Source organism: Paracoccus sp. (in: a-proteobacteria), from assembly GCF_046289755.1.
Taxonomy (GTDB): domain Bacteria; phylum Pseudomonadota; class Alphaproteobacteria; order Rhodobacterales; family Rhodobacteraceae; genus Paracoccus.
The window spans coordinates 82,588-96,751 of record NZ_JBKBVD010000006.1; the positions used below are offsets into that span (position 1 = coordinate 82,588).

At 65.8% G+C, this 14,164-nt stretch carries 12 protein-coding genes; 4 read left to right on the top strand and 8 right to left on the bottom strand.

Annotated features, from left to right (window positions below; all coding sequences use genetic code 11):
- The first annotated feature begins 5 nt into the window (after positions 1-5).
- Complete coding sequence (locus tag ACK41U_RS03705; RefSeq protein WP_409676120.1) at positions 6-803, top strand: GGDEF domain-containing protein; 798 nt, start codon at positions 6-8, stop codon at positions 801-803.
- Between the two features lie 100 nt (positions 804-903).
- On the opposite strand, the gene ACK41U_RS03710 is transcribed toward ACK41U_RS03705, so the two are convergent.
- The 3 genes from ACK41U_RS03710 to ACK41U_RS03720 are packed head-to-tail and all read right to left on the bottom strand — an operon-like array spanning position 904 to position 6,258.
- Positions 904-4,239 carry an error-prone DNA polymerase gene (locus ACK41U_RS03710; RefSeq protein WP_409676123.1) on the bottom strand — a complete coding sequence of 1,112 codons (3,336 nt, stop codon included), beginning with the start codon at positions 4,237-4,239 and terminating at the stop codon, positions 904-906.
- Entirely contained in the window at positions 4,236-5,726 is a 1,491-nt protein-coding gene (locus ACK41U_RS03715) for a Y-family DNA polymerase (RefSeq protein ID WP_409676126.1), read from the bottom strand. Before ACK41U_RS03715 ends, ACK41U_RS03710 begins: the two co-directional genes overlap by 4 nt.
- Complete coding sequence (locus ACK41U_RS03720; protein WP_409676227.1) at positions 5,641-6,258, bottom strand: ImuA family protein; 618 nt, start codon at positions 6,256-6,258, stop codon at positions 5,641-5,643. Before ACK41U_RS03720 ends, ACK41U_RS03715 begins: the two co-directional genes overlap by 86 nt.
- Before the next feature lie 183 nt (positions 6,259-6,441).
- On the opposite strand from ACK41U_RS03720, the gene ACK41U_RS03725 reads away from it, so the two are divergent.
- Complete coding sequence (locus ACK41U_RS03725; RefSeq protein WP_409676129.1) at positions 6,442-7,266, top strand: invasion associated locus B family protein; 825 nt, start codon at positions 6,442-6,444, stop codon at positions 7,264-7,266.
- A gap of 100 nt (positions 7,267-7,366) precedes the next feature.
- Here ACK41U_RS03725 and ACK41U_RS03730 read toward each other — a convergent pair whose 3' ends face one another.
- The 4 genes from ACK41U_RS03730 to ACK41U_RS03745 form a co-directional block, all read right to left on the bottom strand.
- The gene (locus ACK41U_RS03730; RefSeq protein ID WP_409676229.1) at positions 7,367-8,575 is read right to left on the bottom strand and encodes a beta-ketoacyl-[acyl-carrier-protein] synthase family protein; all 1,209 of its coding nucleotides are present in this window, start codon (positions 8,573-8,575) and stop codon (positions 7,367-7,369) included.
- Positions 8,576-8,757: 182 nt separating this feature from the next.
- Complete coding sequence (locus tag ACK41U_RS03735) at positions 8,758-9,024, bottom strand: acyl carrier protein (protein ID WP_409676132.1); 267 nt, start codon at positions 9,022-9,024, stop codon at positions 8,758-8,760.
- Positions 9,025-9,036: 12 nt separating this feature from the next.
- A complete protein-coding gene (locus ACK41U_RS03740) occupies positions 9,037-10,137 on the bottom strand; it encodes a UDP-3-O-(3-hydroxymyristoyl)glucosamine N-acyltransferase (protein ID WP_409676135.1) in 1,101 nt (366 codons plus the stop codon).
- A 71-nt stretch (positions 10,138-10,208) separates the two neighbouring features.
- Positions 10,209-11,846 carry a murein L,D-transpeptidase gene (locus ACK41U_RS03745; protein WP_409676138.1) on the bottom strand — a complete coding sequence of 546 codons (1,638 nt, stop codon included), beginning with the start codon at positions 11,844-11,846 and terminating at the stop codon, positions 10,209-10,211.
- Between the two features lie 302 nt (positions 11,847-12,148).
- On the opposite strand from ACK41U_RS03745, the gene ACK41U_RS03750 reads away from it, so the two are divergent.
- Together ACK41U_RS03750 and ACK41U_RS03755 are read left to right on the top strand one after the other, a co-directional pair.
- Complete coding sequence (locus ACK41U_RS03750; RefSeq protein ID WP_409676141.1) at positions 12,149-12,712, top strand: YcbK family protein; 564 nt, start codon at positions 12,149-12,151, stop codon at positions 12,710-12,712.
- Positions 12,713-12,878: 166 nt separating this feature from the next.
- Positions 12,879-13,469, top strand: coding sequence for a TetR/AcrR family transcriptional regulator (locus ACK41U_RS03755; RefSeq protein WP_409676143.1), 591 nt, complete (start codon positions 12,879-12,881; stop codon positions 13,467-13,469).
- A 27-nt stretch (positions 13,470-13,496) separates the two neighbouring features.
- Here ACK41U_RS03755 and ACK41U_RS03760 read toward each other — a convergent pair whose 3' ends face one another.
- Positions 13,497-14,114 (bottom strand): TetR family transcriptional regulator C-terminal domain-containing protein, encoded by a 618-nt coding sequence (locus ACK41U_RS03760; protein WP_409676146.1) that lies wholly within the window; start codon positions 14,112-14,114, stop codon positions 13,497-13,499.
- Between the last annotated feature and the right edge of the window lie 50 nt (positions 14,115-14,164).

The following is a 14,164-nucleotide window of genomic DNA, read 5'->3' on the forward strand; positions in this document are numbered from 1 at the left end:
GGACGATGGTATTTTCACACCGCCTCCTGGAAAAGTTCTGGAAGCTCTCGGTGTTCAGGCAGTCCTGTCTCATCGTGCTGGTCGCCGTGATTGGGGCCGAAACGCTCACCCTGGTGTTCTATAGCATCTTTTTCGCGGACCGGCTCATCCTCGATCTCTTGTTCACTGCGGTCATTGTCATCGTCATCGGCTTCCCGCTCGCCTCTTTCTTTTTTGGCCAACAGGTGAAGCTGGCAGAAATGGCGGCCAAGCTTGACTATGCCGCCAGCACCGACGGGCTCACCGGCCTCTCGAACCGCAAGACGTTCTTTAATGAAGCCACGGCAGTGATGGCGCGGGGCAAACCGGTTCCCGATGCGCTGCTTTTCATTGACGTGGATCACTTCAAAACCGTCAATGACACCTTTGGACACTCGACCGGCGATGCAATGCTGCGGGAACTGGCCGCCGTGATCCGCTCGTCGATCCGGGCGAAGGACATCGCGGCCCGTCTTGGTGGTGAAGAGTTCGCCATCTTTCTTGTTGATGCGGATCGGGCTGAGGCCATGCAGGTGGCCGAGCGCATCAGAATGAACGTGCGCAATGTCACCTGCGTCTCGGACGTCAGGGACTGTGGGATCACTGTCAGTGTCGGCGTTTGTGTGCGCCAGCCCGGTGAGAACCTCGAAGACCTTCTTTTGAAGGCCGACCGAAATCTGTACGCGGCGAAGAACCGGGGCCGGGACCTTGTTGTTGACGATCACCCCTGTCTTCCTGTTCCGGTGCGAGAGCCCGGCACCGGCATATGTGCCGGGGCGGCGTGATCGGTCGGGCGCGCAGCGTCCCGGAGGACCATCGTTGCCATTCAACCCGTCAGATCGGCAGCCCGTCAGATCGGCATAGCTGACGCCGCCCGACAGTTTTTCAATGGAAATCGCGGCTAGGAAAGAGGCGCCTGGCCTGATCGCGGGGGTGGTACGCGCGCGGGGGGCAGCGTGGCGGGATGCGCGCGGGTCTGGGCGCGTCATCGGCCTGCGGGTGGGTGAGGCCCACCACCTCTTCCATCGGATGACCAAGCTGCGCGATATGGCCCGAGAGATCCTCGATCACATCCGCGATCAGATGCACAACGATGCCTTCGCGCTGCAGCTTTCCCGTGACGCGCAACAATCGCCCGCCCATCACGATCCGGCGAAACCGCTTGTAGACACTGTTCCAGACAACGATGTTCGAGACGCCGGTTTCGTCTTCCAGCGTCAGAAAGATCACGCCGGATGCCGTGCCGGGGCGTTGGCGGGTGATGACGAGGCCGCAGACCGAGACGCGTCCGGGGGGAATGCGCGCCAGTTGGTCATGCGGCGTGATTGCGGTGATTGAGGGGCGCAACAGCTCCATCGGGTGGGCGCGCAGAGACAGGCGCATCGCGACATAATCCTCGACCACCTCTTCGCCCAGATGCATTTCGGGCAGCTGCACCCGAGGCTCTTGCAGACCTTCGCCGTCAATCGGATCGGCGAAAAGTGGCAAGGGTTCGGGCGCGCGGATCGCCCGCACGGCCCAAAGCGCCGCGCGCCGTGTCATCCCCATCGTTGAAAAGGCGTCCGCCTCGGCCAGACGCTCCAGCACCGCAGGCGCCAGCCCCGCGCGCAGCCACAGGCTTTCGGGATCGGGATAGCCATTGCCGCGCGCGGCCCTGATCCATTCCGCGTCCTCCGCGCGAAAACCCTTGATCTGGCGGAACCCCAGCCGCAGAGCCAGCGCCCCGTCCGCGCGGCGTTCCAGCCGGTTGTCCCAGTCACTGTGATTGACGCAGATGGGGCGCAGCTCGACCCCGTGTTCGCGGGCGTCGCGGACAATCTGGGCGGGGGCGTAAAAGCCCATCGGCTGGCTGTTGAGAAGCGCGCAGGCAAAGACCGCGGGATGATGGCATTTGAGCCAGGACGACACATAGGTCAGCATCGCAAAGGCTGCCGCGTGGCTTTCGGGAAAGCCGTAATCGGCAAACCCCTCGATCTGTGCGAAACATTGCTCTGCTATTTCAATGGAATAACCGTTCCCCCGCATCCCGTTCACAAAGCGGTTCCGGTGCTCGCCGATCGTGCCCATGCGCCGGAACGAGGCCAGCGAGCGGCGCAGCCTGTCGGCCTCTTCCGCCGAATAGCCCGCGCCGACAATGGCGATCTGCATCGCCTGTTCCTGAAACAGCGGCACGCCCAGTGTCTTGCGGGTGACCTCGGCCAGGGCGGGGCCGAAAGGTTCGGGCGCCTCCAGCCCCTGCCGCCGCCGGATATAGGGTTTGACCATGCCGCCCTGAATCGGGCCGGGGCGCACGATGGCCACCTCGATGACCAGATCATAGAAGGTGCGCGGGCGCATCCGGGGCAGGAAATTCATCTGCGCGCGGCTTTCGACCTGAAACACCCCCACCGCATCGGCGCGGCACAGCATGTCATAGGTGGCGCTGTCCTCTTGCGGGACGGTATCGAGGTCAACCCGCACCTGTTCATGCTGCTCCAGCAGGTCAAAGCTCTTGCGCAGGCAGGTCAGCATGCCAAGCGACAGGATATCGACCTTCAGAATGCCAAGCGTGTCGATGTCGTCCTTGTCCCATTCGATCACCGTACGATCCGCCATCGCGGCGTTTTCAATCGGGCACAGCGCGTCAAGCCGCCCCCGGGTGATGACAAAGCCGCCGACATGCTGGCTGAGATGGCGCGGAAAGCCGATGATTTCACCGATCAGCCGGATGGTCTGGGCAAGGCGCCGGTCGTCGGGGTTCAGCCCCAGTTCGCGCACCCGGTCAGGGTCGGCACCACCATTCGACATGCCCCAGATCTGGCCCGACAGGCTGGCCGTGACGTCCTGACTGAGGCCCATCACCTTGCCCACCTCGCGGATCGCGGCGCGCGACCGGAAATGGATCACGGTCGCGCACAGCCCCGCGCGGTCGCGGGTGTATTTCTCATAGATCCACTGAATGATCTCTTCGCGGCGCTCGTGTTCGAAATCCACATCAATATCGGGCGGCTCGCCACGATGGCGCGAGATGAAGCGTTCGAACACCATCCCGATCATGTCGGGCGAAACATCGGTGATGCCCAGCAGGTAACACAGGATGGAATTGGCCGCTGATCCACGGCCCTGACACAGGATACCGCGCGACCGGGCCTCGCGCACGATGTCATGGACGGTCAGGAAATAGGCCGCAAAGTTCAGCTCTCCGACAAGGGCCAGTTCCTTGTCCAGCAACTGGTGCACCCGCTGGGACGCGCCGCCCGGATAGCGACGCCCCAGCCCCTCGCGGGCCAGCAGGTCCAGCCGCGCCTGCGGGGCGATGCCGTCGGCGGCCTCGTCGGGATATTCATAGCTGAGTTCGGACAGATCAAAGCTGCACCGCACGGTGATCTCCAGCGTCCGGCGGATTGCGGCGGGATGATGGCGGAACAGCCGCGCCATATCTGTCGCGCCCTTGAGGCGGCGTTCGGCATTGGGCAAAGCGCGGGTGCCGATCCGGTCGATCGTGATCCCCTCGCGCAGGCAGGTCAGCACATCAGCCAGCGGCTTGCGCGCGGCGCGATGCATCAGCACATCGCCCACCGCCACCATCGGGGCACAGGCACGCAGCGCCAGATGCGCGCAGGCGGTGAACCACACCTGATCCGACCCGTCATAGCGCGGCGCAGCGCCCAGAAAGACATGGCCGGGATAGCGGCGCACAAGGGTCTGGACGGGGGCCAGCACCTGCCCCAGTTCGCCCGCGCACAGCCCCGCAGGCGGCAGGGCGATCAGGATCATGCCCAGACACCCGGCCTCCAGATCGGCCAGATCCAGATGACATTCGCCCTTGCCCGCGCGGCGTTTTCCCCGCGTCAAAAGCTGTGACAACCGCTCGTAGGCGGCACGGTCGGTGGGCAACGCGACCCACTCCACCGCGCAATCGCGCAGCACAAGGCGGGCACCGACAATCAGTCTGGGCAGGGACCGCGCGGCGGGAAGGGTCAGATCCTGCGGCGATCCCGTCTCAAGCCGCGAACTGGTATCAACCTGCTGGCTGGACCGGACCCGCAGACCCTCACCGGCCTTGTTGCGCAGGTTTTTCAGCGCGCCATAGGCCCGCACGACCCCCGCCAGAGAATTGCGGTCGGTCACCGCAACTGCCTTCAGCCCCAGTTCGGCGGCACGCACTATCAGCTCTTCGGGATGCGACGCCCCGGTGAGAAAGGTGAAATTCGAGGTGACGCACAGTTCGGCATAGCTCATGCGAATTCCCCGTGAACGAACCAGCCCGGATTTTGCGGCGTGTAGAACAGCCACAGGCGGCGGCCTTGCTGTGTGTCCACCTTCCAGTAGTCACGCAGGCCGGTCTGCCAGTTCTCATCCTCGATCCACCATTCCGGCGCGATTCGCTCGGGCCCGGTGACGCGACCTGTGCTCAATGTCATCGCGCGCCAGCGGAACCGCTCGGGCGGCCGGGCAGAGGCATTGACTGTGCCGCACAGAGGCTCGGGGGGGAACAGCCGCACGGGGCGCGGGCGGACCAGGGCCCAACCGCCTTCGGGCGCGCTGTGGGCGGCTGCGGCGATGACAAAGCTGCGCTCGGGGATGTGGCTGTCGGCAGGCAGGAAGCGCTGGACATTCTCCAGCCCGATCCGCGTGCCAATGCGGGTGATCAGATCGTTCAGCCGTTCGGGACCGGCCTGTGACGAATGGCTGCCGGTTTGCTGGGGGGCAAGCGGTTCGACCAGCACCGCCTCCAGCCGGATCTGGTCGATGCCGAACCCCGCATCCACCTGATCCACTCCGCGCGCGAACAGCGGCAGGATGCGGGCAGGATCGCGCATCGCCGCCGCCAGCCGCAACTCGACCTGCTGACTGCCCTGATCGACCCGGCGCAGCGTCAGCACCAGACGCCGCGCGCCGGTCTCATGCGCTGTCAGCTTGCGGCACAGCGGGTCCAGCAGCCGCGCGATGGCCGCCATGACATCATCGACCAGGCCGATCGGATCGGGAAAACTGGTGCGCATCGCGTAATGCGGCGGCTCGGTTTCGGGTGAAACCGCCTCGGGAACCTGCCCCATGGCCTGATCCAGCCGCAACAGCAGTTCCGGCCCGAACCGCCGTGCCAGCGGTGCGCGGGCCGCAGTGGCAAGATCGCCGATATGGCGCAACCCAAGCCGTTGCAGCGCGGCGGTGGTGGCCGGGTCCAGCCGCAGCGCGGCCACGGGCAGGGCTGTCAGCGCGGGCGCATCCTCGCCGTAATGCGCAAAGGCCCATGCCGCGCCGCGTGTGGCGCCCAGCCCCAGCCGCAGCGTCAGCCCCGCCCGCGCAATCCGGGCGCGCATGTCGGCCAGCATCTCTGCCTCCCCCCCCAGCAGATGAGCCGAGCCGGTGACATCCAGCACCAGCCCGTCCTCACCCTCGCGCCCGACCCAGGGACAATAGCGGGTGGCCCACCGGCGCAGGCTGGCCAGAAACCGTGCATCCAGATCGGGACGCGCCGGCTGGCTGACCAGATCGGGACAAAAGGCACGCGCATCCGCAAAGCTCATCCCACGATGCAGGCCCCGCCGCTCGGCCAATGCGTTCAGGCAATAGATCCGGTCGGTATTCTGCTGATTCAGGGTCAGCGCAAACGGCGCGCCCTCTGCCCCTGTCACACCGTCAATCGGGCGCACCCGCAGAGCCCGCTCGCAGGCCAGACGCGGAAACCACATGCAGACGACGCGTTTGCAAGTCCCATTGAACATCCCAGACACCAAAAGTTCCCGATTTGTTCTTTGTAATTTCCCAGCGCATCAAAGTCGAGTCCTCCCTCGCCAGATCAAAGACAGGCGCCACCCGCCAGCGGGTTTCGGCGGCGTTCGAGCCCATGCCTTCGGGGATAATGCACAGCCCCGTCGTGCCGCCCGCCCTGGCGGCCAGTTGCAGCCTGCGCCCCTCGCGCAGGTCCAGCGGGCGGGTGAATTCAATCACGACAAAAGGGATCGCCCCATCCCTCAGCGCCTCTTCGGCCACGGCGAGGCTGTCGGTCTGATCCGGCGTGCGGGCCATCAGCAGCCGCGCAGGGTCGAGGAAAGGCACAAGGCCAAGCGGCTGGAGCACATCACTATGCCATGCCTGCCGGACCCATAGCAGGCACCCCGCCGATGAGGTTGCAGAGATCATCGCAAAGCCCAGGGCCGAAGGGCCAAAGACCTCGTGAACCCGTGCGGGGCGCAGGGGGAATCGGGTGGCAATATCCGGTTGCATAAAAGAGAACTTAACAGGAACAAATACCATTGCCAATGCGTGGGCCCATCATGGTCAGCATCTGTCCCCGTCGGCATCTGTCCCCATCGGCGGCGGGCTGCCGGGCGGGGGGCGGTCATGGCAAGGTGATGCCGGGGTGAGGCAATCGCGCCTGACAAATGAAGCCGGACGTGATAACCCGTGCCAACGCTTTGATCAAAGGAAGAAAAGATCATGCTCTTGAAACCTTCGCATGCGCTGCTGGCGGCGCTGGCGTTGATCGCCGCTCCTGCTTTCGCCCAGGATGCCGCCCCCGCCGGGGATACCGCATCCGGGGCCACCCCGGAGGCGACCGAAAACGCGACCCCGGCACCGGATGCCGCGACCACGCCGCAAACCGCGACCGAGTCCGAAACCGCAGCCGAAGCTGATGCCGAAGCTGATGCTGATGCGGCGACCGATGAGACGGCCGCAGACGCCCCCGCAGACGCGCCTGCCGACGCGCCTGCGACACCGGCAGAACCGCGCCTTGGCAGCTATTATCTGATGGCCGAGCATGGCGACTGGACGCTGCGCTGCATCCGCACCGATCAGCCCAAAGACCCGTGCGAGATGTACAAGCTGCTGGTCGACGAAGACGACAATGCCGTGGCCGAGATGACGCTGATCCCGCTGACCAACGGCAATGTGGCGGCAGGGGCCACGCTGATCGCGCCGCTGGAAACCGACCTGACCGAGGGGCTGGGCCTGCAGATCGACAACGGCGAGATGCGTGGCTACCCGTTCAGCGTCTGCACCGAACTGGGCTGCATGTCGCGCCTTGGCTTTACCGAGGCCGAACTGGCCGCGATGAAGCGCGGCAACCGTGCGACCGTGCAACTGCTGCCCTTCGGCGGTGATCCGCAGAACCCGGTGCGCCTGACCGCCTCGCTGTCAGGCTTCACCGCGGCCTTCAACGCGCTGGAAGCCTATGCGACAGCGCCCGTCGAAGAGGCGCCCGCCACCGATGCGGATGCGGATGCCGATGCCGGTGCAGAAGAAGACGCGCCCGCCGAATGATCTGCCCTGACTGCGCGCGCCGGGAGGGCGCGCGCAGTCAACCGTCGCAGTTATCCGTCGCTGTGGATGTCACCCCATCCCGCGGCGTGAACCATCCCGGTCAGACCCGGCGCAGCGCGATCACCGCGTTCAGCCCGCCAAAGGCGAATGCGTTGGACAGGACCGCATCGACCCGCGCCTCGCGCGCCTCGTTCGGGACCACGTCCAGCGCGCATTCAGGGTCGGCCTCTTCATAGCCGATGGTGGGCGCGATCACGCCGTCACGCAGCGCCATGATACAGGCCAGCAGCTCGACCGCGCCGGTGCCGCCGATCAGATGGCCGTGCATGGATTTGGTCGATGAGATCATCAGCCGGTCCGCGTGATGGCCAAAGGCATGGGCCACCGCCGCGCATTCCGTCTTGTCATTGGCCGCCGTGCCGGTGCCATGCGCGTTGATATAGCCGATATCCTCGCGGTTCAGCCCGGCATCCTGCATGGCGCCTGTGATCGCCCGTTCGGCGCCTTGCGCCGAGGGCATGACGATGTCCTGCGCGTCCGAGGACATGGCAAAGCCCACCACCTCGGCCAGAATTTCGGCGCCCCGTGCGCGGGCATGCTCGTACTCCTCGAAGACAAAGACGCCCGCGCCCTCGCCCTGCACCATGCCGTTGCGGTTGGCGCTGAAGGGGCGGCAGGCGTCGCGGGACATGACGCGCAGCCCCTCCCATGCCTTGACGCCGCCAAAGCACAGCATCGCCTCGGACCCGCCCGACAGCATCACCTCGGCCGCGCCGGATCGCACCATCTGAAAGGCCAGCCCCATCGCGTGGTTGGAACTGGCGCAGGCGGTGGCCACGGTAAAGGCCGGGCCGCGCAGCCCGAACTCCATGCTGACATGGCTGGCCGCCGCATTGTTCATCAGCTTGGGCACCACGAAGGGATGGACGCGGTTCTTGCCCTCTTCATAGACGGCGCGGTAATTCTCGTCCCAGGTGTTCAGCCCGCCCCCTGCCGTGCCCAGCACCACGCCCGAGCGGAAGCCCAGAGAGCCCTCGAAATGCAGGCCCGACTGTTCGACCGCCTGCTTGGCGGCCAGCAGCGTGAACTGGGTGAACTTGTCGTAAAGCAGGATCTGCTGGCGGTTGAAATATTGCTGCGGATCCCAGTGATGGACCTGCGCGCCGATCTGGATCGACAGACGTTCGACGTCACGAAACTCCAGCTGGGTGATGCCACAGCGCCCCTCGCGGAAGGCGGCCAGTGTCGCGGGCACATCGGTGCCAAGCGCATTGACCGTGCCCGCGCCGGTGATGACCACCCGGCGCAGACCGTTGCGCGCCGTCAGCCCGCCAGTACCCCGTATATCGGGCGCGGCCAGACCGGCATCGGCCTTTGCCTCGCTGGCGGCCCTGACGCCGGTGGCCTTGGCGCTGGTGGCCTTGTCGCTGGCAGCCGCCGCAGCAGCAGCCGCTGCCGCTGCCGCAGCGGCGGCCTTTTCCTTCTTCTTGCTCATGCGTCCTTGTCCGCGACCAGACGCATGACTGCGGCGATGATGCTGCCCATGGTCGAGATGTCGAAATCCGACTTTTCGGGCTCATTGGCGTTGAAGGGGATGGTGATGTCGAACTCTTCCTCGATCGCAAAGATCGACTCGACCAGCCCGAGGCTGTCGATGCCCAGATCCTCGGGCGTCGCATCGTCGGTGATCTGGTCGGGTTCCAGCATGGCCTGCTCGGCAATGATGGCGCGGATACGTGTCTTGATGTCGTCGGTCATATGGCCTCCTGATCAGCCCTTTTCCAACAGGCGTGTAACGGTTTGCTGAAGTTTTGATAGCTGTTCTGCGAAACGAGGCAGCCGGCGCATGGCTTTCTGGATCTCCATCTGGGTCTCCATCTTCACGGCCGGGTTGCCCAGCACCACGCGCCCGGCGGGCACGCGGGTAAAGATCTTGGTGGCGCCCCCCGCGATCACATCGTCGCCGATCTCGATATTGTCGGACACACCCACCTGCCCCGCCAGCACCACCCGGTCACCCAGCCGGGACGAGCCCGCGATACCCACCTGACCGCAGATCAGGCAATCGCGCCCGACGACGACATTGTGGCCCAGATGCGCAAGGTTGTCGATCTTGGTGCCCGATCCGACGCGTGTGGCGCGGATCGTGCCGCGGTCGATGGTGGCATTGGCGCCGATCTCGACATCATCCCCGATCTCGACCCCGCCAAGCGAGTGGATGCGGGTCCAGTGCTGTGCCTTTATATCGTCGCGCCGACCAAGGGTGCGGCGGATTTCCTCGATGCCGGATTCCTCGGGGGTGACGAATGAGAACCCGTCGCCGCCGATCACCGCGCCGGGCTGCAAAATCAGCCGGTCGCCCGCAACCACGCCATGCCCGATGCGCACGCCGGGATGGGCCAGCAGATCGGCGCCCAGCCGCGCCCCACGCCCGATGCTGACATGCGCACCGATCCGCGCCCGCGCGCCGATGCGGACATCGGCACCGATCACCACGAAGGGGCCGATGGCCGCGCCCTCGCCGATCTGCGCCGACGGGTCGATCACAGCCGAGGCATGGATGCCCGGCGCAATATCCGGGCCGGGGTCAAAGCTGCGGGTCAGGCCCGCCATCACCAGCCGGGGCCGGGGCGCAAAGATCGCGGCGCGCAGCCCATAGGCGGCGGGGTCCATCCCCTCGGCCAGAATCGCGATGGCGCCGGGGGTCAGGGCCTCGGCATAGCGCGGCGACATCGCCAGCGCGATCACACCGCCCTCTGGCCCTGCGGCGCCCGCCTGCGCGGGCTCGGCCGCACCGGTCACCTGCAGGTCGCATTCGCCCCAGGCCTTGGCCTCAAGCGCGGTCGCCAGTTCGCCGACGGTGATTGCCATGCCAGCCCCCTTTTCTGATCCGCGATCTAGCCTGTTTGGCCGCGTCGCGCCAGTCCGGAGAGTGCCGCAGTCTACCCCTGCACGCCGAACCCCTCGGCCTCCAGCGCACGCCAGACGCGGGCATCGCGGTCATAGACATCGTCGAACAGGCGCACCCGGCCCTGATCGTCGGGCCATGCGGTGAAATAGACCAGATGCACCGGCAGCGCCGGGCGCAGGTTCAGCCATGTCTCGCGGCCACTGTCACGGGCGCGGCGGAACATGCCCGCCGGATCGTCGGTCTGGCGCGACAGCAGCGCATAGGCCAGATCGACCGGATCGCCGATGCGGATGCAGCCGTTGGAATAGGCCCGCACCCGGTTGCCGAACAGATGCTTGGTCGGCGTGTCGTGCAGATAGATGTTCCACTGATTGGGGAAGATGAACTTGACGATGCCAAGCGCGTTGTCATCGCTGGGTTTCTGGCGCAGGCGATAGGGAAAGCGCGCGGCCGAGAAATCCACCGCGTCGCGCGGCACGACATTGCCGCGCCCGTCGATCACATCCAGATGCGACAAGGCGTTGCGGTTGGCGCGCAGCTTGGGCAGGTAATCGCGCGTGGTGATCGAGCGCGGCACATTCCAGCTGGGATTGACCACCAGATAGGCCAGCATGTCGGAAAATTCGGGCGTGCGCATCTCGGGCGTGTCCTTGCCCACCACGCTGCGGGTGCGGAACACTTCGGCGCCGTTCTCGACGATGGTGGTGCTGAATTCGGGGATGTTCACCCAGACATGGCGCGCCATCAGGTCATGGCTGCCCATCCAGCGCAGCCGCTCCAGCGCGACGATGATCGCGCGCTCGCGCGCGTCCTGCCCCGAGGGGCCGTCGCCGTTCAGATACCGGATCGTCTGCGGCCCGGCGATCCCGTCGGCGGACAGACCTGCCGCCTGCTGAAAGGCGCGCACCGCCAGCGCCAGATCTGCATCGTAAAGCCGGGGATCTGGCGCCGCTGCGTCGAACCCCATGGCGGTCAGCCGGGCGCGCATCAGCGGCAGATCCGCGCCGCTCGCGCCGATCCGCCAGACGGCTTCGGGAACGCGCGGCAGATGCGCGGGCACCGACAGGTCATCCCTGCCCGACAGGGCCTGCTGGAGGGCGCGATAGGCGGGATGGCCGGGCGCCGCCGATGCGATCACCGCCGCCGGGTCCGGGCTGGCGGCAAATGCCGCGATCAGACCGGGCACCGCATCCTGCGAACGGTCGCGCTTGATCTCGCCATCCACCCGCGAGGGGTTCAGCACCCCGCCCGACAAATCGGCCAGCAGCTGCGACAGCGCGCGGGCATGGGCCAGCTCGGCGCTCAGCCCGCCGCTGTTTGCGGCCATCTCCAGCGTATCGGGCTCAAGCGTATCGGGGGCGTAACGGCCGGACGGAATTCCGTGGCGCGGCGCCCCGGCGATTGCGGCCAACAGCGCGGCGCGGCGCGGCTGTGCCGATTCGCCTTGAAAGATCGGGCGCAATCCGTTGCCGCCATAGAAGGCCGCAAGCCCCGGATCGCCAGCAACCGCTGTCGCCAGGGCCATTTCCTCGGGCGTGAAATGCAACCGGGGTGCCGCCGCGATGGTCACGGGCGCGACAGCGGACTGACCCGTCTGTGCCATGGCAGGCGCCGCCAGCCACGCAACAGCCAGCATCGGAAGAACGCCCAGAAGGGATCGAATAGCCATCACATACCTCACTCGCACCCCTGACGGGATACCCTTATTTACCCCGCGCCACTACGGACACCGCGTTGATCCGCGGGGAGAAAACCTCCAACGTGGCCCGCGTGCCACATGCAATGACCTGCAAGACACAGACGAACCGGTTCGGCGGTTTTCTGCCGAACTTCCCCTCTGCAACGTGCTCTGACCAGAATCCGTTTCGTTTCACACCATTTTTTGACATATTGTTAGGACATCGGGGCTAAATCTCGATGGGCCGCGCGCCGCGTGGACAAAAAAGAACGATGCAGGACAGGCGATCTGACATGACAATTGACCTTATCTCTCGTCGCGGCATTCTTGGTGTGTTCGCGGCGACGACAGTCGTGGCGGCTCCGGTGATGGCCAATGCCTTCGGCTTTCTTCGCGGCAATGCGGGCGACATGCGGCGGGTGCGCATGTATAACGGCAGAACCGGGGAAAGCATTGACACCGTCTATTGGGTGAATGGCCGCTATATCCGCGAAGCCCTGAATGAAATCAACGTCTTTATGCGCGACTGGCGCACCGGCGAAGTGATCGGGATCGACCCGCGCGCCGTTGATGTGGCCGCAGCCTCGGCGCGTCTGCTGCAGACGAACGAACCCTATATGATGCTGTCGGGCTACCGTTCGCCGCGCACCAACGCGATGCTGCGCCGTCAGTCGGGCGGTGTGGCGCAGAACTCGCTGCACACGACCGGCAAAGCGGCAGACCTGCGGCTGAAATCACGCTCGGTCTCGCAGATCTATCAGGCCGCCGTCGCCTGCCGCGCCGGTGGCGTCGGACGCTACACCCGGTCGAACTTTGTGCATATGGACTGCGGCGCCGTCCGCACCTGGGGCAGCTGAGAAAACCGCTGAACGCAACCCGGCCATCGGCCAGCAAGGACGCCATCCGCAATCTGCGGTCGGCGTCTTCGGGCATGACAAACGGCCCTGCCCTGCTTTTGAGGGTTGCGCGCTGTGACCACGCAACGCAAGCTGCAGGCCACGCCATCCCAAAACACGGACCCGCATGAGCCCCCACCTGACCCGCCGCCATCGGACCGCCAAGCAGATTCAGGCTGCCGCCATTTCCCTTGCTGTCCGCGACGGGCTGGCCAACGTCACGACCGAGGCGATTGCGCGCGAAGCCGGGATCAGCACGCGCACCTTCTTCAACTATTACCCCTATAAAGAGGCCGCGCTGATGGGCCCGCCGCCGGATTATCCGGCCGAGGCGTCCGAGGCGTTCGTGACCGGCAAGGGCCGGCTGATCGACGATCTGGCCACCCTGATCCGGGCGCATCTGTCCCGCTATCTGGACGAGCGCGAGATGATCGCCCATCTGCTGGCCCTCAGCGAGACCGATCCCAAGCTGGAGGCGCTGCGCAACAGCACCATGCTGGCGCGCCGCGCGCAGATGCGTGACCTGCTGCACCGGCGCATGCCCGGTTCCGACCCGCGGCTGATCGAGATACTGGCCGCCGCCATCACCGCCGCGACCAATGCCGCCACCAAGGACTGGGTCTCGGGCGAGCGCAAGGATTTCATCGCCGCTGCGCATGAGAACCTGTCGCTGATCATCGTCGCCGCCGAATTCATGAGCAAACCGCTGGACGCCTGATCACGCGCCCCGATTGCACGGCGCCGATCACACACCCAGCAACCGGCGATACATATCCTCCATGAAGCCCTGCGCCTCGGTGATGGGGTCGCGCCCCTCGCCCAGCACCGCCCGGACCTGTGCGTCGAAATCGGCATAATGCTGCGTCATCGCCCAGATCGAAAAGATCAGGTGGCGCGGATCGGTGCGCCGCAGCCGCCCCTCGGCCATCCATCCCTCAAGGATCGCGGCGGTCCGGTCGACGATCTCGCGCAGCCCGCCGCCCAGAACCTCGGTCAGATGCGGTGCGCCTTGCAGGATCTCGTAGGCGAACAGACGGCTTTCGCGCGGAAAATCGCGCGACATCTGCAGCTTTGCCGCGATATAGGCCAGCACCTCGTCCAGCGGCTGGCCATCCGGGTCGATCCGGGCCATCGGCGCCAGCCACATCTCCAGCAGCGTGGTCAGCAGCGCCTTGTGGATCTCGTCCTTCGAGGGGAAGTAATACAGCACATTCGGCTTGGACAGACCCGCCGCGCGCGCGATCTGGTCGATGGTCGCGCCCCGGAAGCCGTTGGCCGAAAAGGCGGTCAGCGCACCTTCGAGGATCAGGTCGCGATTCTTCTGCTGGATGCGCGTCAGGCCGCTTCCGTTCCCCTCTGTCATCGTCGTCATCCTTCTGGCATGCTTGGAAATTGAGCATTGCGCCCGGAACG